Raw genomic sequence first — 19,599 nt, forward strand, 5'->3', positions numbered from 1 at the left:
GTTTTTTCATAATCACAAATAAGATTCATCATGGTTATTTGGCTTATCCAACCAAAGATGGCGCTTACTGTCAATTTTACGCTTTACACCCTGTAAAACGCAGATTACATAGGTTTACCTTAATTTTGCCCCTCAAGCTACCGAAAGCTAAGGTTTTTCTCTACTATGCACGCCTTTATTGGTTAGGTAATTATAAAAACGATGGAAAAACACTCACGTAAAGAAGATTGGGTAGCGATTCTCACTGGCACGTTTTTAGTGGCGTTAGGCGTCTTCTTTTTACAGTCAGCGAACCTGCTTACCGGGGGCACTACTGGCTTGGCTCTGCTTTTGAGTCAATTCTTGCCTGTAACCTTTGGTATTTTGTACTTTGTTGCCAATTGTCCATTCTATTTATTAGCATGGAAACGATTCGGCCGTAGCTTTGCTATTAGCAGTGCGATTTCTGGTGCTTTAGTATCTGTGTTTGCCGATCATTTATACTTAGTTATCTCGCTAGAAGTTCATAACGAGATCTATTGTGCTGTTGCCGGCGGCTTATTAATGGGCTTAGGTATGCTAATCCTATTCCGTCACCGCTCAAGTCTGGGTGGCTTCAACGTACTGTGCTTGTTTATCCAAGACCGCTACGGTATCTCGGTAGGTAAAACACAAATGGGTATTGATGCATGTATTCTGTTTGCATCGTTCTTCTTCGTGTCACCTTGGGTGATTGCCGTTTCTGTATTAGGCACCGCAGTATTGAACATCGTATTGGCAATGAACCACAAACCAACTCGCTACTCGGTGAATTACGCGTCTTAGAGTTCATTACCTGCTCTGTCGTTGCTGGCACTCGATACTCAAACTTCTCGCAAGTAGACTCGAGGCACGATATTCCAGCCATCACTAAAACAAAAAAGGCTTTGGGGAGCACTCCAAAGCCTTTGTAGAAGCCCAATCCTTTAAGGGGAATAAGAATCAAGCTTCTTAAAATGAAACAAGGTTAACCTTCAATCAAGAGAATACGAGTCTCGTAAGGACGTAAGACTTGATGATGTAATGCAACTGAAGTGTTCGCTTGTTGATAGTTAGACAACAGACTCTTCGCCTTAGTCATATCAAAACGTTCCGGTAAAACGCACTCCGCCTCTTCACCATAATAGTTGTTAATACACAGCAAGGTTTGCCCTTCGTTCTCACGTGCATATGCAAAAATGGATGAGTGATCAGGTAATAGATCTTGATAGCTGCCATCTGTAATCACTGGCACTTGTTTACGTAACTCAATCAAACTCTTATAGAAATAGAAAACAGAGTCTTTGTCTTCCAGTGCTTGCTCAGCGTTAATCCCAGGGTAATTATTCGCTACATCAAGCCATGGCTGAGCTTGTGAGAACCCTGCGTAAGGCTCACTGTTCCATTGCATTGGTGTACGAGAGTTATCACGAGACTTCTGCGCCAAAATCGCCATCATATCTTCATGAGCCACACCATCACGGTTCACCATGATGTCGTACATATTGGTACTCTCAACATCACGATACTGGCTAATTTCAGTATAGCTAGGGTTAGTCATGCCAATCTCTTCACCTTGATAGATATACGGCGTGCCTTGCATCATGTGTACAGACGCAGCCAGCATCTTCGCCGACTCAACACGATACTGCAGATCATCACCTAAGCGGCTCACCACTCGCGGTTGGTCGTGGTTACACCAGAACAATGCGCCCCACCCTTTTCCGTTCAAGCCTGTTTGCCAATGATTGAAGATCGACTTGAGCTGTAAGAAATCAAACGGCGCATTAGTCCACTTCTCACCATTGGTGTAATCGACCTTAAGGTGGTGGAAGTTAAACACCATCGATAGCTCACTGTTATCAACGTTTGAGTATTGCTGGCAGTGTTCCAACGTGGTTGAAGACATCTCGCCTACGGTCACGCTGCCGTACTTCTGAAATACGGCTTCGCTGATCTCTTTCAGGTATTCGTGTACACGTGGACCATCGGTATAGAAACGACGGCCATCACCGATATCATCATTAGGAAAGTCTTGCTGCTTCGAAATCAGGTTGATCACATCCAAGCGGAAACCATCAACGCCCTTTTCTGCCCAAAAGCTGATAACGTCTTTCACTTCTTCTCGTACAACCGGGTTCTCCCAGTTGAGGTCAGCCTGTTCTTTGGCGAATAAGTGTAGGAAGTATTGCCCAGTCGCCTCATCTAGTTCCCACGCATTACCACCGAACTTAGACTGCCAGTTAGTTGGTGCTTGACCATCTACGGGATCTTTCCAGATATAGTAATCGCGGTAAGAGCTGTTTTTGTCGCCCAAAGCAGATTGAAACCATGCATGCTCTGTCGAGGTGTGGTTTACCACGATATCCATCACGATACGGATACCACGTTGGTGCGCTTCAGACAGCAATAAGTCGAAGTCTTCCATGGTGCCGAATTGAGGATTAATCGCGTAGTAGTCTGAGATATCGTAACCATTATCGATCATAGGAGATGCGTAAACCGGGGTTAGCCAAATCGCATCGACACTCAAATGTTTGAGGTAATCCAGTTTCGAAATGATCCCTTTGATGTCGCCAGTACCTTTACTGCCACTGTCGCAGAAGCTCTTTGGGTAGATTTGATAGATGGTTGCGGTTTTCCACCAGCTTTCATCATGTTCAGTCATCGCCATCTCTAACACTCACTTACCAGAAAATATAAAATAAAAATCACCATGTGAATCATGGTCGAATAGCCGTTATAACTAAAAGAAAAAGCTATAACTAAGAGAAAAAGCGATAACTCATTTTGGAGTCATCGCTTATTCAATGCATTACGCGTTCGCGGTTTCTAACTCACCCTTGGATTGGGCTCGCTTGTAGAAAAACAGGGTTAGCGTGATAGGCAGTACTATCGCCACCAGCATCGCGACTAGGTAAATCGACCAATATTGAGGTTGAATCGATAGGATGCCCGGCAAGCCGCCGACACCGATACCATTCGCCATCACACCCGCGCTACCACAGATTGCGGCTGCAACAGCACTACCAATCATTGCGCTCAGCATTGGGAATTTGTATTTAAGGTTAATACCGTACATCGCAGGCTCTGTTACACCTAAGTAGGCTGAGATTGCCGCAGGAACCGAGATATCTCGTTCACCTTCACGCTTACTCAAGATAATGATGCCGACTACTGCCGATGCTTGTGCAATGTTTGATAGTGCAATCAAAGGCCAAATTGGTGTCCCGCCTAAGTCTTGCATCAGTTGCAGATCCACCGCGTTGGTGGTGTGGTGAATACCCGTGATAACCAAAGGTGCGTATAGGAAACCAAAAACCACTGAACCAAGAATCGCAAAATCACCTGTCATTGCAGCTTTAGCCGCGAATGCCACACCATCGCCTAACATACGACCGAATGGGCCAATGAAAGCGTGCGCTAGAATCACAGACAAAATAATCGATACAAATGGCACAACCACTAGGTACAAGTAAGCAGGGACGATACGCTTAAGATTGGTTTCAATGAACGCCAAAGCCACACCCGCTAACATCGCTGGGATCACCTGAGCCTGATAACCGACCTTCTCAATCACGAACAGCCCAAAATCCCATACCTCAGGTACCGATTTACCTATCATGTATGCGTTCATGAGTTGTGGTGAAACTAAGGTCACACCGAGCGTGATACCCAAAATAGGGGTTCCGCCAAGCTTCTTAACCGTTGCCCAACACACACCAACCGGAAGGAAGAAGAAAATAGCTTCGCCGATCAACCATAAGAAAGAGTGAACCGTTGCCCAGAATTGACTGATTTCAACTAGGGTTTTGCCGTCGAACATGCGAATGTCGCCAATCACATTACGGAAACCAAGAATCAAACCGCCAGTAATGATGGCAGGCAGCAGTGGTACAAAAATTTCGGCTAAATGGGATATACCACGCTCAAGGAAGTTCATATTTTGACGAGCAGCCAACTTCGCCTCATCTTTTGATGATGCATCTTTACCAGTTTGCTCAATCAAAAGTGCGTACACCTCATCAACCTCGGTGCCAATCACATGTCTCGTCCTAAAATACGTTGACAGTATTTCTACTAAGCCAACAGCATCAGCTGTTGGCTTTTTTCATGCACCTCATTTGGAGTTTTCATCCTGAGACTAAGGTGCGGCCTCATATTGTTATAGGTACTTATAGACTCTTTTACTAGTTGTTTAAGCTCTCCGAGGTTTTTACACTTATTAAGTAAGAACTCTTGTTTCAGTATTCCATTTACTCTCTCTGCTAATGCATTTTGATAGCAGTCATAACCGTCTGTCATCGAGGGGCTTATGCCGCTACTTTTCAACTTATCTTGATAAACACCGGAGCAATACTGGAGACCACGATCAGAGTGATGGATACACGAACGATGATATTGACGCCCCTTAATAGCCATATCTAGCGCTTTCACAACATCCGTCGCCTTCATTTCGTTGCTCAGCTCGTAGCCCATAATTTTCCGACTAAACGCATCAGTTACCAATGAGAGATAGTGAATGCCTTCATCTGATTGGATATAGGTAATATCACTTACTAACACACCCTCTGGAGTGCATGGTTTGTAGTTCTTTAATAAGTTCGGATGTTTTTTCATCCAATGCTTACTGTTTGTCGTTTTCGTAAAACTACGTTTAGGTCTTACCAATAACCGTTCATCACGTAAGTAGTTGAAAAGAGCATCCCGACCTAACTTGATACCTTGTTCTTGCAACTTTGGCTTAAGTAAAAAGTAGAGCTTTCTAGTGCCAACCCGAGGCATATAACGTCTAATATCCAACACCATTTGTTTGATGGGTTTAAGTTCCAACTGGCGATGAACAGCTCGCTTTTCTCGTTGATAAACGCTTTGTCTCGTTATCCCGCATAGCTTACATACTCGAACTAAACTTATTCCTTCTTGTTCTTGAAGGCTTCTTGCTCCTTGGTGAGATACTTTTTTCTGAGGCTAGTTCCGTGTTCAGCATCAAGAATATCAACCACTCTATTTAAAAAGAGATTCTTGATTTTTTCGTCTTCCAGCTCTTTCTCAAGACGCTTTATTTTCTGTGCTGGTGACTCTTTAGGCTTAGTTGATTGGTGCATGGTATTCATCCTTGGAGTTTGCGCCCAATTCATCTTACCGTGCTTTCGAAGCCAAGTTAAAACAGTTGAACGGCCTTGGATACCATAAATGGTTTGGGCTTGTTTATATGTCATATCGCCTCTTTCTACAGCGGCGACGACCTGTAATTTAAAGCCTAGTGTGTAATCACGCTGAGTGCGCTTAACGTAGGTATTATTTGAAGTAGCCATAATTCGTCCTCAATGTGTAAACACATTTCAGGACGGGACAACAACTTGGAATTGGCCTGCATTAGTAAAACAGCCTTTTACTAGCTTCAGTTTTTCGAGTTCAGCTTTGTTGGCCTGCTCTGTATCGTTCAATACAAAACGCAGTCGAGTCAGACAGTGGCTGACACTCGCAATGTTTTCTTTACCACCGACTAACTCGATAAGACGCGCAACGTCTTGCTTCGCTATCTTACTCATACTACCCCACCCTGGTTTCATTCAATTACTCATCTAAACCATGCAAGCTATAATCACTCAGACTTAGATTTATGGGAACATTCCCAATTACGGTTATTATAATGCCCGTATGAATGATAAATTAAAATGGGAACAATCCCATTAATTAAAAGAGATCACACTCTAATTTTAATCTAAGCCGTTCAATTTCGCTTAATTGAGTGGATTATAGAATAGGAGATTGCGTATGATGAGAGATCTCTGAATTGCCTAAAAGCTGAGAGATCAATAGATTAGCAGCCAACTTACCTGCAGATTGGTAACCAGGATCAATGCTAAATACTCGTGGGAATAAGAAAGAGAGAAGATCATTACCACCAACGCCAGTGACGACCACATCTTCACGTTGTAGTTCTTGCAGACGCTTGATTACACCAAGAGCCAGCGTATCACTGGCACAAACGATCGCTTGAGTCGCGGGAGTTAACACCTCATCCACCAGCTGATAAGCACTTTCGTGATGAAGTTGACCAGTACGATAGTTTGCCACTGAACCTGTGTTTTCACACCAATCGAGATAAGCCTTAAGACGCAGTTCACCGGTTGATTTATCACTAGGATCAACCCCGATAAAGCCAACGTCAGAGATCCCTTGATCCGATAAATGCACCAACGCACTATTGATCACCTGTTGGTTATCATAGTTAATCGACGTCACGTTCTCGGTATCCAGAGCAATCACCACCGCTTTGTGTTCCCAAGCTTCGATTGCCGGAATATCGCAGTCAGTAAAACCAAATACAATAATACCATCAACGTTACGACGCTTTAGAACTTGCAGGTGCTCATTGGCTTTATCTCTATCAAGTTGGCTTTCCATGATCACGACATCGTAATCCGCTCGATACAACTCGGCCAGCATCGTACTTACCGCTTTGTTTTCAGAAGGAGAGTCCAAACGAGAGATAATCACGCCGATGACTTTTTGGCTGCCACCGCGCATCGATTGCGCAGACTTTGAAGGCGTGTACCCAGATTCTTGAATTACTCTTTCCACCCTTTCACGGGTTTCAGGTTTCACTTTTGGATCATTGGTCAGAACGCGTGATACGGTTGACTTACCAACACCGGACAGCTTTGCAATATCAAGAATAGTGAGTTTTTTGCTCATAAAAAGTCTAACGTTAAAGAGAAGAGAAGAAAAAGTGAGGGTAGATTCCCTCACTTAACTGTTTGTAAATACTAGCAGTTCTTACTATGACTTACTTTTGGCAATTTCGATAGACTACGCGACCAAGTTCTAGACGCGCATTGTCACCTTTCGTGCGCAAAGTGATGCTGTTAATCATCTCTGAAGTGCCATCATCTAAGATGTATTTGGTTCCTGAGCCCGCTGGAACTTGAGTCAGGCGGTATTCATTATCAGGCAAGCGTAGTACCGCTTTTTCATTATCAAGGTAAGACACATCAAACGAGACGTCAGACTCACATTGATAAGTCGCGAATTGATCATTCGATGTTGCGCTATCAGTCTCAGGGGCTGCTGATTTAGAGCACCCAACCAATGCTACTGTACATAGAGATGCTACCAACATAGCTTTCATACTTCGTTCCTCATCTTTATATAGTCAACGACACTTAGCCTATTCACAGGTTCGAACAAACCTAATGTAAGTGCCTAATGATAGGTCCATACCTTAGTGATAAATAAAACGTTTAGCCTTTTAAGAAAGCGGGTACGTCTTTAATGCTATCAAGTACCACGCTAGCCAACGCTTCACCTTTTTCAGTGATGGGTTTACCCGTTCTTACCAAGACTTTAGTACCAACACCTGCTGCTTCTGCAGCCATCATGTCTTCCGCTTTATCGCCGATCATGACCGAGTTAGCCATATCAATCTTCAGAAAGTCACGAGCAGAAATGAACATGCCTGGCTTTGGCTTACGACATTCACAATCTTGCTTGTAGTCACCAATACCGTGCTCAGCGTGGTGAGGACAGTAATAAATGCCATCGAGCTCGACACCATTATCAACAAAGTTCCAATCCATCCACTGCGTTAAAGAAAGAAAACGGTCTTCACTAAACATGCCGCGAGCAATACCAGATTGGTTGGTCACTAGCACCAATAAATAACCCATATCTTTAAACGCTTTCGCCGCTTCAAACACACCATCGATGTATTCAAAGTCATGCTCATCATGTACGTAGCCGTGATCAACGTTAATCACTCCATCACGATCTAAAAAAACAGCAGGTTTAGACAAAATTTTGTTCTCTATCAACTCTCTATTAATCATTAATTATTACACGCTTTATTTGCTTCATCACTATCTATTTAGTTTTGCGTTCGTTAACGATTTGTTTCTAGCTTAGCCATACAATCGACGTTTAGCCGTCTAGACGTAAAAATATCTATTGACTTAGATCATAGAACACCATAGCATCGTCTGTAAATCGAGCGAGCTATCGACATATTATTCTGTTCTACCTGCACGGGTTTCTCTATGATTAAAGTGAATCAAGTCAACAAGGTTTTTTATCAAGGTACTAAAGAAATCAATGCCTTAATTGATATCAACCTCCACATTCCTCAAGGTCAAATCTTTGGAGTCATCGGCTCTTCAGGTGCAGGCAAAAGTACCCTAATCCGCTGTGTAAATATGTTGGAAGCCCCGACTTCGGGTGAAGTGATTGTTGATGGTATCGACCTAACAAAACTCAGCAAATCAGAGCTTAGCGAAGCGCGCCGTAACATCGGCATGATATTCCAGCACTTCAACCTGCTGTCTTCTCGTACTGTATTTAACAATGTAGCACTGCCTCTAGAACTTGCTGGTAAAGATAAAGCGATTATTGAAGCGAAAGTCAGCGAGTTACTTGAACTGGTTGGCCTTGCTGATAAGCGTGACACCTACCCGGCAAACCTAAGTGGTGGTCAAAAGCAGCGTGTGGCGATTGCTCGCGCACTGGCCTCTGACCCGAAAGTACTGCTATGTGATGAAGCCACCAGCGCATTGGATCCAGCAACAACTCAATCTATCCTTGAGCTGCTGCGTGAAATCAACCGCAAGCTGAACATCACTATCCTGCTTATTACACACGAGATGGATGTGGTTAAAAGCATTTGTCACGAGGTTGCGATCATTGGCGGCGGTGAATTGGTCGAGAAAGGTACAGTCGGTGACATCTTTGCTCATCCGAAGACAGAGCTAGCGCATCAGTTTATTCGCTCAACGTTGGATCTGACGATCCCTGAAGATTACCAAGCACGTTTGCAAGAGACTCGCGTAAACAGCAGCTACCCGCTGGTGCGTCTTGAGTTTACTGGTGCAACGGTTGATGCTCCGCTAATGACGCAAATCGCACGTAAATTCAATATCGATGTCAGCATCTTAAGTTCTGACCTTGATTACGCCGGTGGCGTGAAGTTCGGCATGATGGTCGCTGAACTGTTCGGTAATGAAGCAGATGATAATGCTGCTATCCAATTCCTACGCGACAACAATGTAAAAGTAGAGGTGCTTGGTTATGTCCTTTAGTTTCAACGAGATTGCTGACTGGATCAGCCTTAACGGTAACCTTCTATTAGGCGCAACAGGCGAAACGCTTTACATGGTTGCTGTTGCAGGCATTGTTGGCTTCGCGGTCGGTATTCCACTAGGCGTGATTCTGCATACGACTAAAAAAGGTGGCCTGTTAGAGAACACCAAAGTAAACAAGATTCTAGGTGCGATTGTGAACGTGGGTCGTTCAGTACCTTTCTTAGTTTTGATGGTTGCGATTATTCCACTGACTAAGATGCTGATTGGTACCTTCATCGGTACAACAGCAGCGATTGTTCCACTGACGATTGGCGCTATCCCATTCGTGGCTCGACTTATCGAAAGTGCACTACTTGAAGTACCAACAGGTCTAGTGGAAGCGGCCCAATCAATGGGCGCAACACCAACACAAATCATCAATAAGGTTCTGCTTCCAGAAGCACTACCGACTATCATCAACTCAGTAACGATTACGCTAGTGACTCTGGTGAGCTACTCAGCAATGGCCGGTACTGTAGGCGGAGGTGGCCTAGGTGATGTCGCGATTCGTTACGGATTCCACCGCTACGATGTGACCATCATGGCTGTGACAGTAGTGATGTTGATTGTGCTGGTACAAATTATTCAATCAATCGGTGATTCATTAGTTCGCCGCGTTGACCACAGATAAAGACTCACGCACAAAGATTAGAGTCGTCTGAACCCAATTAAATAGATTTATTAAAAGGAGATTATTATGAAATTTAGCCTTAAAGGTTTACTAACTATCGCAGCAGCAGCTTCAGCGCTAGTTCTAGCAGGTTGTGGTGATAAAGAAGTGGATACTTCTAAAGTAAAAGTTGGCGTAATGGCAGGTGCAGAAGCGCAAGTTGCTGAAGTGGCAGCTAAAGTAGCGAAAGAGAAATACGGCCTAGATGTTGAGCTAGTAACGTTCACAGATTACGTAACACCAAACGCAGCTCTAGATGATGGTTCTATCGACATCAACGCATTCCAACACGCACCGTACCTAGATCAGCAAGTGGCTGACCGTGGCTACAAGCTAACTATCGCTGGTAACACGTTTGTTTACCCAATTGCGGGTTACTCTAAAGAAGTGAAATCAGTAGACGAAATCCAAGACGGTGCTCGTATTGCTGTACCAAACGACCCTACAAACCTAGGTCGCTCTCTACTTCTTCTTGAGCAACAAGGTCTTCTTGAACTTCGTGAAGGCGCTGGTCTTCTAGCTACAGTTCGCGACATCGTGGGTAACCCTAAGAACCTAACGATTGTTGAACTAGACGCAGCTCAACTGCCACGTTCTCTTGATGATGTTGCTCTATCTATCATCAACACAACTTACGCGAGCTCTATCAACCTGACTCCACAAAAAGATGGCGTATTCGTTGAAGACAAAGATTCTCCTTACGTAAACCTAATCGTTTCTCGTGAAGACAACCTAAACGCTGAAAACGTACAAAACTTCGTTAAAGCTTACCAAACTGAAGAAGTGTACAACGCAGCTTCTGACATCTTCCAAGGTGGCGTCGTTAAAGGTTGGTAATCAACTAAACGACAGCACTGTATAGATACCCGAAGGGGCTGACATAACGTCAGCCCCTTTTTTAATGATAAAGATTTGCTAGAAAGTAAAGCATCTCAGATTTAAGCGAAACAAAGTCGATTACTTCAGGTGATCCCAAGAGATGTTTGACACCAATCGGCAGTCATCACACTTGAAATAGAAAATATCGTGGATAGGCGCATCTAGCAGCCATTCACCACCACATTGCGGGCATTTGCGCTCTTTTTCATCTTTCAGGCTGATCCCACCGACACGGTATAAGTAGTAGTAGGTTGGAACCTTAGTCAGATACTCAATGCGCCCTCTTAGACCCCAACCGCGTTTAAACAGCACACTCTTCGTGTCACTGATCTCGGTTAGCGTTGCATGTTCCGCGCGACAACCACCACCCATTTGTACTTCATCACAGGCTTGCCATTCGGTCTGCCATTTCAACACGGCTTTATGGTCGCCATTGAAGGTAGGTGGATTGCGATACAAAGGGATTGGTAGCAAGCTATCGCCACTACGCAGCGGTGAACAGGTGTGCACGAATGTCGTGTATAACACCTGCCAGCTTGGTGTTTCATCTTCTGCCACTTCTTCTGAGTTCAGATCTCGACCTAGCAAACGCATTTTAGGCGCTAGTAGGCTCGCGTTAGACAAGCGATCAAAACACACTTTCACAAAGTCTGAGTGATTCCGCGGGTGCAAGCTATCTTGCTCCGGGCACACAACGCGAACATAGAATTCCCCATCGCCCATCACGATTGGGAACTCACGACCTAACACTTGTCCGTTATAACGAAGTGCATCCATTAAGCCATTAACCGCCTTGTCGACAGCGCTTACCGTTGTGTTATCAAAACACTCAAATTGAAGTTCTAGTACGTACATCTATTTATACCGCTGGTTGTAGCTTTTCTAAAAATTCTGCCAATGTCTCGGCGAGCACATCACGATTTTTGGTACCTAAGCGCTCCAAAATCACGTTACCCGTTAGGTTACAGATAGAGATAACATCCAGCTCAGCATCGGTCGCGGCAATGAAAACCGTTGGTTTTAGCTTCAAGCGACGCTGAGTTACTAGGTGACCCAAAATGTTTTCTTGTAGGCATTCGAAGTCTTCATCACTCCAAATCTGTAACAGAGTCAATTCGTTACCATCGAAAGTTGCGTTCATATCTGCGCTGAATTGTGCGCCGTAGAAAGTTTTGATGTCTTCATGCAGAGTCAACTCAATACCGGTTTCAACGTTGGTGAAATCCGCGAATTGCTCACGTGGATAGTGCTTCCACAACACGGCATCGCCACTCTTTTCTTCTACGCATGGCGATACGATGTCCACCAACTCCTCATTACGAGGTAAGCTTTGGTGTTTCTGCTGCCACGCGTCAACGTATCGCTGACTAAAAGAAAGTAGTGCGTCTTGAGCACGTTGAGTCATGAAAATCTCCTAAACACAAAATAATAAATAGAATCCGAGCCCTTTCCGCGCCGATTAAGCGATGACTTAATGACAGGGTAAGGGGGATTCAGTAAAATCGACCCCATTCTAATCGAATTTGAAACGAAAGTATGAGCAAATATTCTGACGCAAAAGAGCTAGCGGGTTTAACCCTTGGCCAAAAAACTGAGTACTCTAACCAATACGATGCAAGTTTATTGCAACCAGTGCCTCGTAGCCTTAATCGCGATGATCTTGCGCTAAACGGCGAGCTGCCTTTTGTTGGTCATGATATTTGGACGATGTACGAGCTTTCGTGGCTAAACACCAATGGTCTACCACAAGTGGCTGTCGGTGAAGTTTTCATCCCAGCAACCAGCCCAAATTTAATTGAATCAAAATCTTTCAAGCTGTACCTGAACAGCTACAACCAGACTCAATTTGAAAACTGGGATCAAGTAACCGAGCGCCTGACCCAAGATTTGTCGGCATGTGCAGGCGAAACGGTGATTGTGAATGTAAACTCAGTAACCGACTACACTAACCAACCTATCGTGACGATGGAAGGTGACTGTATCGACAACCAAGACATCCAAATCACTAGCTACGACTTTGAAGCGTCGCTGCTTGAAGGCGCTGCTGGCGAACAAGACGTTGAAGAAACACTGCACAGCCACCTATTGAAGTCGAACTGTTTGATCACCAATCAACCGGATTGGGGCAGCGTTGAGATCGCATATTCTGGTAAGCAAATTGACCGTGAAGCTCTGCTACGCTATTTAGTTTCTTTCCGTGAGCACAATGAATTCCACGAACAATGTGTTGAGCGTATCTTCACTGACATCATGAAATACTGTGCACCTTCGAAGCTAACTGTGTTCGCACGTTACACACGTCGTGGTGGTCTGGATATCAACCCATACCGTTCAACAGAGCAAGATAGACCAAGCCACAATAAGCGTATGGCTCGCCAATAATCAGGCGAGAACCACCCACACTTATTTGAACCTACCAAATCTTTAAAGGGACATTGAAATGCGTTGGTTATACGTTGTTAGTCTATTTATTTTAAGCTTAAGCACATCGGTCAATGCGTCGGTTTATTCGTCGGCGCTACTCAATGAAGCCAATAATTTGGTTGAGATCGATCCGAGCCAAGCAAAACAAATGGCCAACAGCTACCTAACGCTGCGTGTCCTTTCTGATCAACGCGAGAAAAGCCCTTCAGCTATTTCTCGCGAAGAGACAGACTCCTCGATTCGAACACCAAACAGCAGTATCGATGCGTATAAGATCTTAGCCAAAGCGGAATACAACCTTGGCAATATGCGTATTGCGATTCAGCACATCGACAAAGCCTCCGAGCTAGCGCAAACCTATAAGCTTGATTACCTAAAAATAGATCTTCAGATCCTAAAAGTTCGCTTACTTTGGCTGAGTGATAGAAAATCAGCCAAAGCAAAATCAGAGCTCACTAACATTGAAACAAATCTAGAGTCGGTGAATAAAACCTTACGCTTAACGGAAGGCATTACCTATCGCTTGATCATGTTGAAAGCCGACATCGCCTCTTACGACAACAAGATCGATGAAGCCGAAAAGTTCTATCAAGAAGCCAAAACCTATCTCGATCAACGTTACTCTGAAAAAGTCACCATCGACTACCATATCTCCGTCGGCGAGTTTTATCTGACTCACAAAGAGTACAACCACGCGTTATCCGAGTTGTTGTATGGCTACTGGAAATCAGTAGAGGGCAATCTTAGTTCACGTTTGGCCAAGGTCAACCGCCTACTTGCGCAGCTTTTCTTTGAGCGCCAAGTGTTGGATAAAGCGTTAGAACACCTATCTCAAGCCGCTGATTTCTATGACAACTTTGAAAACTCGCCTGTCTTAGCACAAGTGCTTAAGAAAATGGGGGATGTGTACTTCTATCAAGGGAAATATAACCTTGCCTTGGTACACTTCTTCAACGTTCTTGATCACGAAAGCACTGACCGAGATATCCACCAAGTCATTGATATCCGACTAAGTCTATCGGCGACCTACTTACGCCTTTATAACTACCCTCTAGCAGAACAGTACCTAACCCGTGCCCTTGAGCTGCTGGAATATACCGACATTCCAAAGCTGGAAGGCCGTGCTGCACTGTTATCTGCAGGGTTAGCGTATCACCTACAAGAAAGCGAAGACGTGATAAAGCATGCGACACGTGCACTTGAGATCTCACGCCAGATAGAGAACATGCGCCTTTCACAACGCTCGTACTACTTACTTTCTTTGGGTTATGAACAGGCAGGTCGTCCACAGCAAGCATTGGCAAACCTCAAGCAATACAACAGCCTTGTCTCTCTAGAGCAGCAAAAACTCAACCGTGTTGGCGAAGACGCGTTCCGTCAACAGAAAGAATTTGCCGAACAAACCCTGCACTACGCAGGCCAAGCGCAAGAGCTAGAGCAATACAAACTGGAGCATCGTAAGTTCCAAAAAATATCGTTCGCCCTATTCCTGTTCAGCATTGTCTTGTTCTTCTTTGTTCTGCGCCGTGGCTATCTCATTCAAACCTTAGCCAAAGAAGTGGACTCACTGCGCACCGACCTATTTACGCACTCACGATCTAAGCTCCCGAACCTCAGAATGCTCAATGCCAAGCTGTCCAATTCGCTAGAACAAACCAGCCAGACCTTCGAACAGTGGCAACTTGGCGAATTGATTCATGAGCCACTCAACGACCGCTTACGCTTCGTGATGATTGATTTACCGTTCTTACGCAATATGTACACGCAGAACGGTTACAAAGCCGGTCTAGAACTGGAAGACGCTTTCGGTGAATTCCTAAAATCTAAGCTTGAAGGCCCAGCTCGTGTCTACCACTTCTCGGATGCGAACCTGCTTTATATCGAGCCAAACGCGGACCGTGATTTGTCGCCTGAGGACATGTTCAGAAAGATTCAGTCTTGGGTGAATGACTTCGAAACAGAGCGAAACATCAACCGAACGGTCCGTATGGGCATCGCTGACTACCCATTCTTGCCACGCGCTTACACCGCAATTAACGATCAAGAGCTGCTCGACGTATTGTTGATGTCGACCAATCTCGCCCGTGAGATCAGTCTCAAAGAGCGCAGTAGCCAATGGGTCTATCTAAAAGCTATCGATAATGCACCAGCAGCGAGCCTTGCAACTGGTAACATAAGAGAAGCGTGTAAACATGCGATTAATCAAGGGTTAATAAAAATACAATCCTCGTACCAGAATGAGGACAACATCAAAAAAATGCTAAAAGATGACTGATTTGCGAGCGGTTAAGAGCAGCAAGTCGTGACCTTATTTTTAGTTTTGTTATTATCGATGTAACGGAATTTCATCAAAATGATCGAGATCGGTCTACGCGGCGCTAATAAATACATCTATGGGCATTCTTGAAAAAGACATTCAGGCGCAACTCCACCAGCTGAAATCTCAGTTGGAGCAGGTCCGTTTGACGCAAAGAGACACCTCGTTCAAGTTTATTAGAGAACAGAAAGTTCTAAAGCGTATCGTCACGTCTTTAAGTGATGCATGTGTTGGTAGTAACAGCCATTTAGATGAAAACCTCATTGCCCTTAGGGAAGAGCTAGAAAAGCAAAAAGACATTAGCTCAATGATCCCAAAACTGGCAGTATTAGAAAGGATGCTTAAGCAGAAAACGTTGGCTATGGATAAACAGAACGGGTATCTGGACGATAGCATTAAGCACAGTGGGGAAACGCTGCAGCGCATAACTGGCCTTCCAGCACAGCTCAAACGCGACCTACGAAACTTACTTAGCTTCTCCGAATGCAATGGCAGTCAGAAAGTCGACCACGCCATGAAACTTCTCGGTATTTATGAGCGTGCCATAAAGATTATGGCGAATAACTCACGCACCCATTTTGCTGACGCTGCGCACTCTCCGGAACAAGAGCTCCTTTCCGACCTATCAAACGAACTACAACATCTGATCACTGAACTCGACTTCGAGGGTGAATCGGGTGATCTGCTTACCGATATTCGAGCGAAGCTGCTGCTTGGTGTTTCCACACAAAACCTACTTGAGCTAACACTTCAGATCCTCAAACTGGTTATTGAAGGCACCAACCTAGAACGTAAGAAGTCTGAACAATTCATCGATCAGCTTAATTCTTCTTTAGCGTCCAGCATCAAAACGGCAGACCAAAATGCCGACCAGAGCCAGAGCTACTTTGAGCACCGACAAGGTCTAAACTCTGAGTTAAATGAACTAGTCACTAGAAGCCAAAGCTCGGTAGATAAAGCGAAAGATATTGATAGTTTAAAGCTGTCGATTAATCCGCTACTCAGTGAAATCGCCTCTCTTTCGGAAAGGCTGAACCACGCAGAGCAAAAAGAACAAGCTCTGATAGAGAGAATGAGTTACGGAAAGACTCAGTTAGATTCACTCTATGAAGTGACGCAAGATTACCGTAAGCGCTTGGAAGATCAGGCTCAGCGTATGCTGCTTGATCCTCTAACCAAGGTTTACAATCGCACTGCCTTTACTGATCGCTTAGAGCTTGAGTATCGCCGCTGGATCCGCGCGCAACACTCGCTACGCGTAGTACTGCTCGACATCGACAACTTCAAAGCAATTAACGATAGCTTTGGTTACACCGCGGGCGACAAAGCACTCAAGATCATCGCAAGAACTATTACCAAAGAAGCAGGCACCACCGATACTGTGGCACGTTTTTCAGGTGAAGAGTTTGTGTTATTGCTGCCAGAGCAAACCGATGAATATTGCCATCAGGTGATTCAGAACATTCAAACTCAAGTAAGCCGCCTGCCCTTTAAATTCCGTGACCAGCAAATCACGATCACTTTATGCGCGGCAAGTACTCAGTTTAAAGAGTCAGATACACCTGAAGAAGTGCTAGAGCGACTCAATAAGACTCTAAATAAAGCAAAACAACGCGGTACCAACCAACTTGTTTGGCACTAGGCCAGCCCTAGATTTAATTTATTTCATTTTTTCAAATACTTATCACATACCATTTCCCTCAATGTTTGCTAAGCTAATGATTAACATTCGCCTAACAAGCATTCATGGCAAGCAACGCTGTCGTATCCGTTTCGTCTGGTTAACTCTCTCCTACCTTTAACCAAACACTTTCAACGTTTGCTTCTCACTCTCGAGCCAGAGGGTCACTTCAACGTCCCCTGCTCTTTTCAACAAGGAGGCACTATGATCACTCATATCAGCCCTGCCGGTAGCATGGATTTACTCTCTCAACTTGAGGTTGAGCGTCTTAAGAAAACCGCGTCTAGTGATCTGTACCAACTGTATCGCAACTGTACGTTAGCGGTCCTGAACTCGGGTAGCCATACCGACAACTCCAAAGAGTTGCTCGACAAATATCTGTCGTTCGATGTCGAAGTCGTTCGCCGTGAGCGTGGTATTAAGCTCGAACTAAGCAACCCACCAGAGCATGCCTTTGTCGATGGTGAAATCATCAAGGGTATTCAAGAGCACCTATTTTCAGTGCTGCGTGACATTGTTTACGTCAACATGCACTTAGCCGATAACCAAAGGCTCAACCTGACTAATGCCACTCACATTACTAACCTTGTGTTTGGTATCTTGAGAAATGCAGGTGCGTTGACGCCAGGCATCGAGCCTAACCTGATTGTATGTTGGGGTGGTCACTCTATTAATGCCAGCGAATACCAATACACTCGTGAAGTCGGTAATGAGCTCGGCCTCCGTGAACTGAATATCTGTACCGGTTGTGGACCGGGTGCAATGGAAGGCCCAATGAAAGGGGCTGCCATTGGTCACGCGAAGCAGCGTTACACCGATCATCGTTATCTTGGGCTTACCGAGCCTTCGATCATTGCGGCTGAGCCACCAAACCCAATCGTCAACGAACTGGTGATCATGCCAGATATTGAGAAGCGTCTTGAGGCGTTTGTTCGTATGGCACATGGCATCATCATTTTCCCAGGCGGCCCCGGCACGGCCGAAGAGCTGCTGTACATCTTAGGGATCATGATGCACCCGAATAACGCCGAACAGCCAATGCCGATTGTGTTAACGGGCTCGAAAGAGAGTGAGGCTTACTTCCGCTCAATCGATAAGTTCATTGGGGAAACTCTAGGGCCTGATGCTCAGAAACATTACGAGATCGTGATTGATGACCCAGCACGCGCTGCGAAAATCATGAAACAAGCGATGCCAGATGTGCGTTCTCACCGTAAAGAGACCGGTGATGCCTACAGCTACAACTGGTCACTGCATATTGAGCCTGAGTTCCAACTGCCATTCGACCCAACACACGAATCTATGGCGGCGCTTGATCTTCATATGGACCAAAAAACAGAAAGCCTAGCCGCTAATTTACGTAAAGCGTTCTCAGGCATTGTGGCTGGTAACGTCAAAGCAGAGGGTATTCTGGAGATCGAGAAGCACGGCCCATTCCTAATTGATGGCGACAAAGAGCTAATGACCAAGATGGACCAACTGCTGAATGACTTTGTTGAGCAACATCGAATGAAGTTACCGGGAGGGACCGACTACGTGCCTTGCTATAAAATCGCCTCACGTGATTAAGGCGTTTACGTTACCAACGTTTCAACTCACCAAGTGATACGTTACTATAAGGGGCTAGCAGCCCCTTTTTTATTGCCTATTTAGTGGAAACTTATGTCTATCCATCTTGTTATTATCGATGCCTTAAACCTCATCCGACGCGTGCACTCTGTTCAGCCGGATCCAACCGATATAGCAAGAACCATTACCACCACAATTCGCACTCTCAATAAGATTCTGAATGAATCAAAGCCCACCCACATCATCGCGGTATTTGATCACCATTTACAAGACCGTGGCTGGCGCGCAGATGTGCTTCCTGCTTATAAGCAGAATCGTAAACCGATGCCAGAACCATTGATGAAAGGCCTTGATGCTATTCAACAAGCTTGGTGGGAGTTAGGCATTGATTCACTGCTGTCTGATGGCGATGAAGCGGATGATCTCGTCGCAACACTGGCAAAGAAAGTGGCTGACCACGGAGAAACCGTCACCATCGTCTCGACGGATAAGGGCTACTGCCAACTGTTGTCACCAACGCTTCAGATCCGAGATTACTTCCAGCACCGCTGGTTAGATAAACCCTTTATCGAAGCTGAGTTTGGCGTTAAACCTGAACAACTGGCGGATTACTGGGGATTAACGGGCGTAAGCTCAAGCCAAGTACCGGGCATCCCAGGTATCGGGCCAAAAGCAGCCAAAGAGATATTGACCACTTACCCAGATATCGAAGCGGCCTATCAAGCAGAAGATCTGCCGAAAAAATATCGTAAGAAGTTCGACGAACACATCGAATCCGCTCGTGTATGTAAGCAAGTATCGGCACTCAAAACCGATATTGATTTAGGGTTCAACCTACAAGATATTCGTTACGAAGCAAACGCTTAAGTCGCTGTGACTCGATAATATTGATACAAAAAATGCCCCTTAAAGGAGCATTTTTTATCACTGACACACTAACGTA

At 45.0% G+C, this 19,599-nt stretch carries 16 protein-coding genes and 2 pseudogenes; 9 read left to right on the forward strand and 9 right to left on the reverse strand.

Annotated elements, in window-relative coordinates; translation table 11 throughout:
- Positions 1–201 precede the first annotated feature (201 nt).
- Positions 202–804 (forward strand): YitT family protein, encoded by a 603-nt coding sequence (locus BCU07_RS09705; RefSeq protein ID WP_017060757.1) that lies wholly within the window; start codon positions 202–204, stop codon positions 802–804.
- Between the two features lie 181 nt (positions 805–985).
- Here the strand turns inward: BCU07_RS09705 and treC are convergent, their stop codons facing one another.
- From treC to gmhB, 7 genes and pseudogenes are all read right to left on the reverse strand, one after another.
- Positions 986–2,671, reverse strand: coding sequence for an alpha,alpha-phosphotrehalase (treC, locus tag BCU07_RS09710; RefSeq protein WP_102428250.1), 1,686 nt, complete (start codon positions 2,669–2,671; stop codon positions 986–988).
- A 141-nt stretch (positions 2,672–2,812) separates the two neighbouring features.
- A pseudogene (treB, locus tag BCU07_RS09715) lies at positions 2,813–4,042 on the reverse strand (PTS trehalose transporter subunit IIBC); the annotation flags it as partial.
- Between the two features lie 35 nt (positions 4,043–4,077).
- Positions 4,078–5,315 (reverse strand): IS3 family transposase gene (locus tag BCU07_RS09720; RefSeq protein ID WP_102319877.1). Its coding sequence is split into 2 segments (ribosomal slippage): positions 4,078–4,943 and positions 4,943–5,315, totalling 1,239 coding nucleotides; the frame shifts between segments, so codons are not numbered across the junction.
- Between the two features lie 36 nt (positions 5,316–5,351).
- Positions 5,352–5,552: pseudogene (locus BCU07_RS09725) on the reverse strand (PTS transporter subunit EIIB); the annotation flags it as partial.
- A gap of 205 nt (positions 5,553–5,757) precedes the next feature.
- On the reverse strand, positions 5,758–6,702 hold the full coding sequence (gene treR, locus BCU07_RS09730; protein ID WP_017060760.1) for a trehalose operon repressor TreR: 945 nt from the start codon (positions 6,700–6,702) through the stop codon (positions 5,758–5,760).
- A 91-nt stretch (positions 6,703–6,793) separates the two neighbouring features.
- Positions 6,794–7,135, reverse strand: a complete 342-nt coding sequence (locus tag BCU07_RS09735) for an MliC family protein (protein ID WP_017060761.1) — start codon at positions 7,133–7,135, stop codon at positions 6,794–6,796.
- A 112-nt stretch (positions 7,136–7,247) separates the two neighbouring features.
- The gene (gene gmhB, locus BCU07_RS09740; RefSeq protein ID WP_017060762.1) at positions 7,248–7,832 is read right to left on the reverse strand and encodes a D-glycero-beta-D-manno-heptose 1,7-bisphosphate 7-phosphatase; all 585 of its coding nucleotides are present in this window, start codon (positions 7,830–7,832) and stop codon (positions 7,248–7,250) included.
- A gap of 207 nt (positions 7,833–8,039) precedes the next feature.
- Between gmhB and metN the strand changes: the two genes are divergently transcribed.
- From metN to BCU07_RS09755, 3 genes are all read left to right on the forward strand, one after another.
- Positions 8,040–9,074, forward strand: coding sequence for a methionine ABC transporter ATP-binding protein MetN (gene metN, locus BCU07_RS09745; RefSeq protein WP_017060763.1), 1,035 nt, complete (start codon positions 8,040–8,042; stop codon positions 9,072–9,074).
- Entirely contained in the window at positions 9,064–9,747 is a 684-nt protein-coding gene (locus tag BCU07_RS09750) for a methionine ABC transporter permease (protein ID WP_017060764.1), read from the forward strand. Before metN ends, BCU07_RS09750 begins: the two co-directional genes overlap by 11 nt.
- Positions 9,748–9,813: 66 nt before the next feature.
- Positions 9,814–10,623, forward strand: coding sequence for a MetQ/NlpA family lipoprotein (locus BCU07_RS09755; protein WP_019824947.1), 810 nt, complete (start codon positions 9,814–9,816; stop codon positions 10,621–10,623).
- A 120-nt stretch (positions 10,624–10,743) separates the two neighbouring features.
- On the opposite strand, the gene BCU07_RS09760 is transcribed toward BCU07_RS09755, so the two are convergent.
- Positions 10,744–11,520, reverse strand: a complete 777-nt coding sequence (locus tag BCU07_RS09760) for a Zn-ribbon-containing protein (protein WP_017060766.1) — start codon at positions 11,518–11,520, stop codon at positions 10,744–10,746.
- Between the two features lie 4 nt (positions 11,521–11,524).
- Positions 11,525–12,070, reverse strand: a complete 546-nt coding sequence (gene syd / locus BCU07_RS09765; protein WP_050633962.1) for a SecY-interacting protein — start codon at positions 12,068–12,070, stop codon at positions 11,525–11,527.
- 131 nt (positions 12,071–12,201) lie between these two features.
- Between syd and queF the strand changes: the two genes are divergently transcribed.
- The 5 genes from queF (at position 12,202) to xni (ending at position 19,523) form a co-directional block, all read left to right on the forward strand.
- Positions 12,202–13,047 carry an NADPH-dependent 7-cyano-7-deazaguanine reductase QueF gene (gene queF / locus BCU07_RS09770; RefSeq protein WP_017060768.1) on the forward strand — a complete coding sequence of 282 codons (846 nt, stop codon included), beginning with the start codon at positions 12,202–12,204 and terminating at the stop codon, positions 13,045–13,047.
- 58 nt (positions 13,048–13,105) lie between these two features.
- A complete protein-coding gene (locus BCU07_RS09775) occupies positions 13,106–15,364 on the forward strand; it encodes a tetratricopeptide repeat protein (RefSeq protein WP_017060769.1) in 2,259 nt (752 codons plus the stop codon).
- 118 nt (positions 15,365–15,482) lie between these two features.
- Positions 15,483–17,048: a GGDEF domain-containing protein gene (locus BCU07_RS09780; RefSeq protein ID WP_017069497.1), complete on the forward strand. Its 1,566-nt coding sequence runs from the start codon at positions 15,483–15,485 to the stop codon at positions 17,046–17,048.
- Positions 17,049–17,291: 243 nt separating this feature from the next.
- Positions 17,292–18,656, forward strand: coding sequence for a nucleotide 5'-monophosphate nucleosidase PpnN (gene ppnN, locus BCU07_RS09785; protein ID WP_017060771.1), 1,365 nt, complete (start codon positions 17,292–17,294; stop codon positions 18,654–18,656).
- Positions 18,657–18,749: 93 nt separating this feature from the next.
- Complete coding sequence (gene xni / locus BCU07_RS09790; protein WP_017069498.1) at positions 18,750–19,523, forward strand: flap endonuclease Xni; 774 nt, start codon at positions 18,750–18,752, stop codon at positions 19,521–19,523.
- Positions 19,524–19,599: the final 76 nt, after the last annotated feature.

The sequence above is a fragment of the Vibrio sp. 10N.261.54.E10 genome (genome assembly GCF_002877735.2).
GTDB classification, from domain to species: Bacteria; Pseudomonadota; Gammaproteobacteria; order Enterobacterales; family Vibrionaceae; genus Vibrio; species Vibrio crassostreae_C.

Bases quoted from the DNA above. Each gene is read 5' to 3' on its own strand.
- BCU07_RS09735 (WP_017060761.1), bottom strand. From the start codon at position 7,135: ATGAAAGCTATGTTGGTAGCATCTCTATGTACAGTAGCATTGGTTGGG.
- syd (WP_050633962.1), bottom strand. From the start codon at position 12,070: ATGACTCAACGTGCTCAAGACGCACTACTTTCTTTTAGTCAGCGATAC.
- xni (WP_017069498.1), top strand. From the start codon at position 18,750: ATGTCTATCCATCTTGTTATTATCGATGCCTTAAACCTCATCCGACGC.
- BCU07_RS09760 (WP_017060766.1), bottom strand. From the start codon at position 11,520: ATGTACGTACTAGAACTTCAATTTGAGTGTTTTGATAACACAACGGTA.
- BCU07_RS09775 (WP_017060769.1), top strand. From the start codon at position 13,106: ATGCGTTGGTTATACGTTGTTAGTCTATTTATTTTAAGCTTAAGCACA.
- BCU07_RS09750 (WP_017060764.1), top strand. From the start codon at position 9,064: ATGTCCTTTAGTTTCAACGAGATTGCTGACTGGATCAGCCTTAACGGT.
- BCU07_RS09780 (WP_017069497.1), top strand. From the start codon at position 15,483: ATGGGCATTCTTGAAAAAGACATTCAGGCGCAACTCCACCAGCTGAAA.
- BCU07_RS09755 (WP_019824947.1), top strand. From the start codon at position 9,814: ATGAAATTTAGCCTTAAAGGTTTACTAACTATCGCAGCAGCAGCTTCA.
- BCU07_RS09705 (WP_017060757.1), top strand. From the start codon at position 202: ATGGAAAAACACTCACGTAAAGAAGATTGGGTAGCGATTCTCACTGGC.
- treR (WP_017060760.1), bottom strand. From the start codon at position 6,702: ATGAGCAAAAAACTCACTATTCTTGATATTGCAAAGCTGTCCGGTGTT.
- queF (WP_017060768.1), top strand. From the start codon at position 12,202: ATGAGCAAATATTCTGACGCAAAAGAGCTAGCGGGTTTAACCCTTGGC.
- treC (WP_102428250.1), bottom strand. From the start codon at position 2,671: ATGGCGATGACTGAACATGATGAAAGCTGGTGGAAAACCGCAACCATC.
- ppnN (WP_017060771.1), top strand. From the start codon at position 17,292: ATGATCACTCATATCAGCCCTGCCGGTAGCATGGATTTACTCTCTCAA.
- gmhB (WP_017060762.1), bottom strand. From the start codon at position 7,832: ATGATTAATAGAGAGTTGATAGAGAACAAAATTTTGTCTAAACCTGCT.
- metN (WP_017060763.1), top strand. From the start codon at position 8,040: ATGATTAAAGTGAATCAAGTCAACAAGGTTTTTTATCAAGGTACTAAA.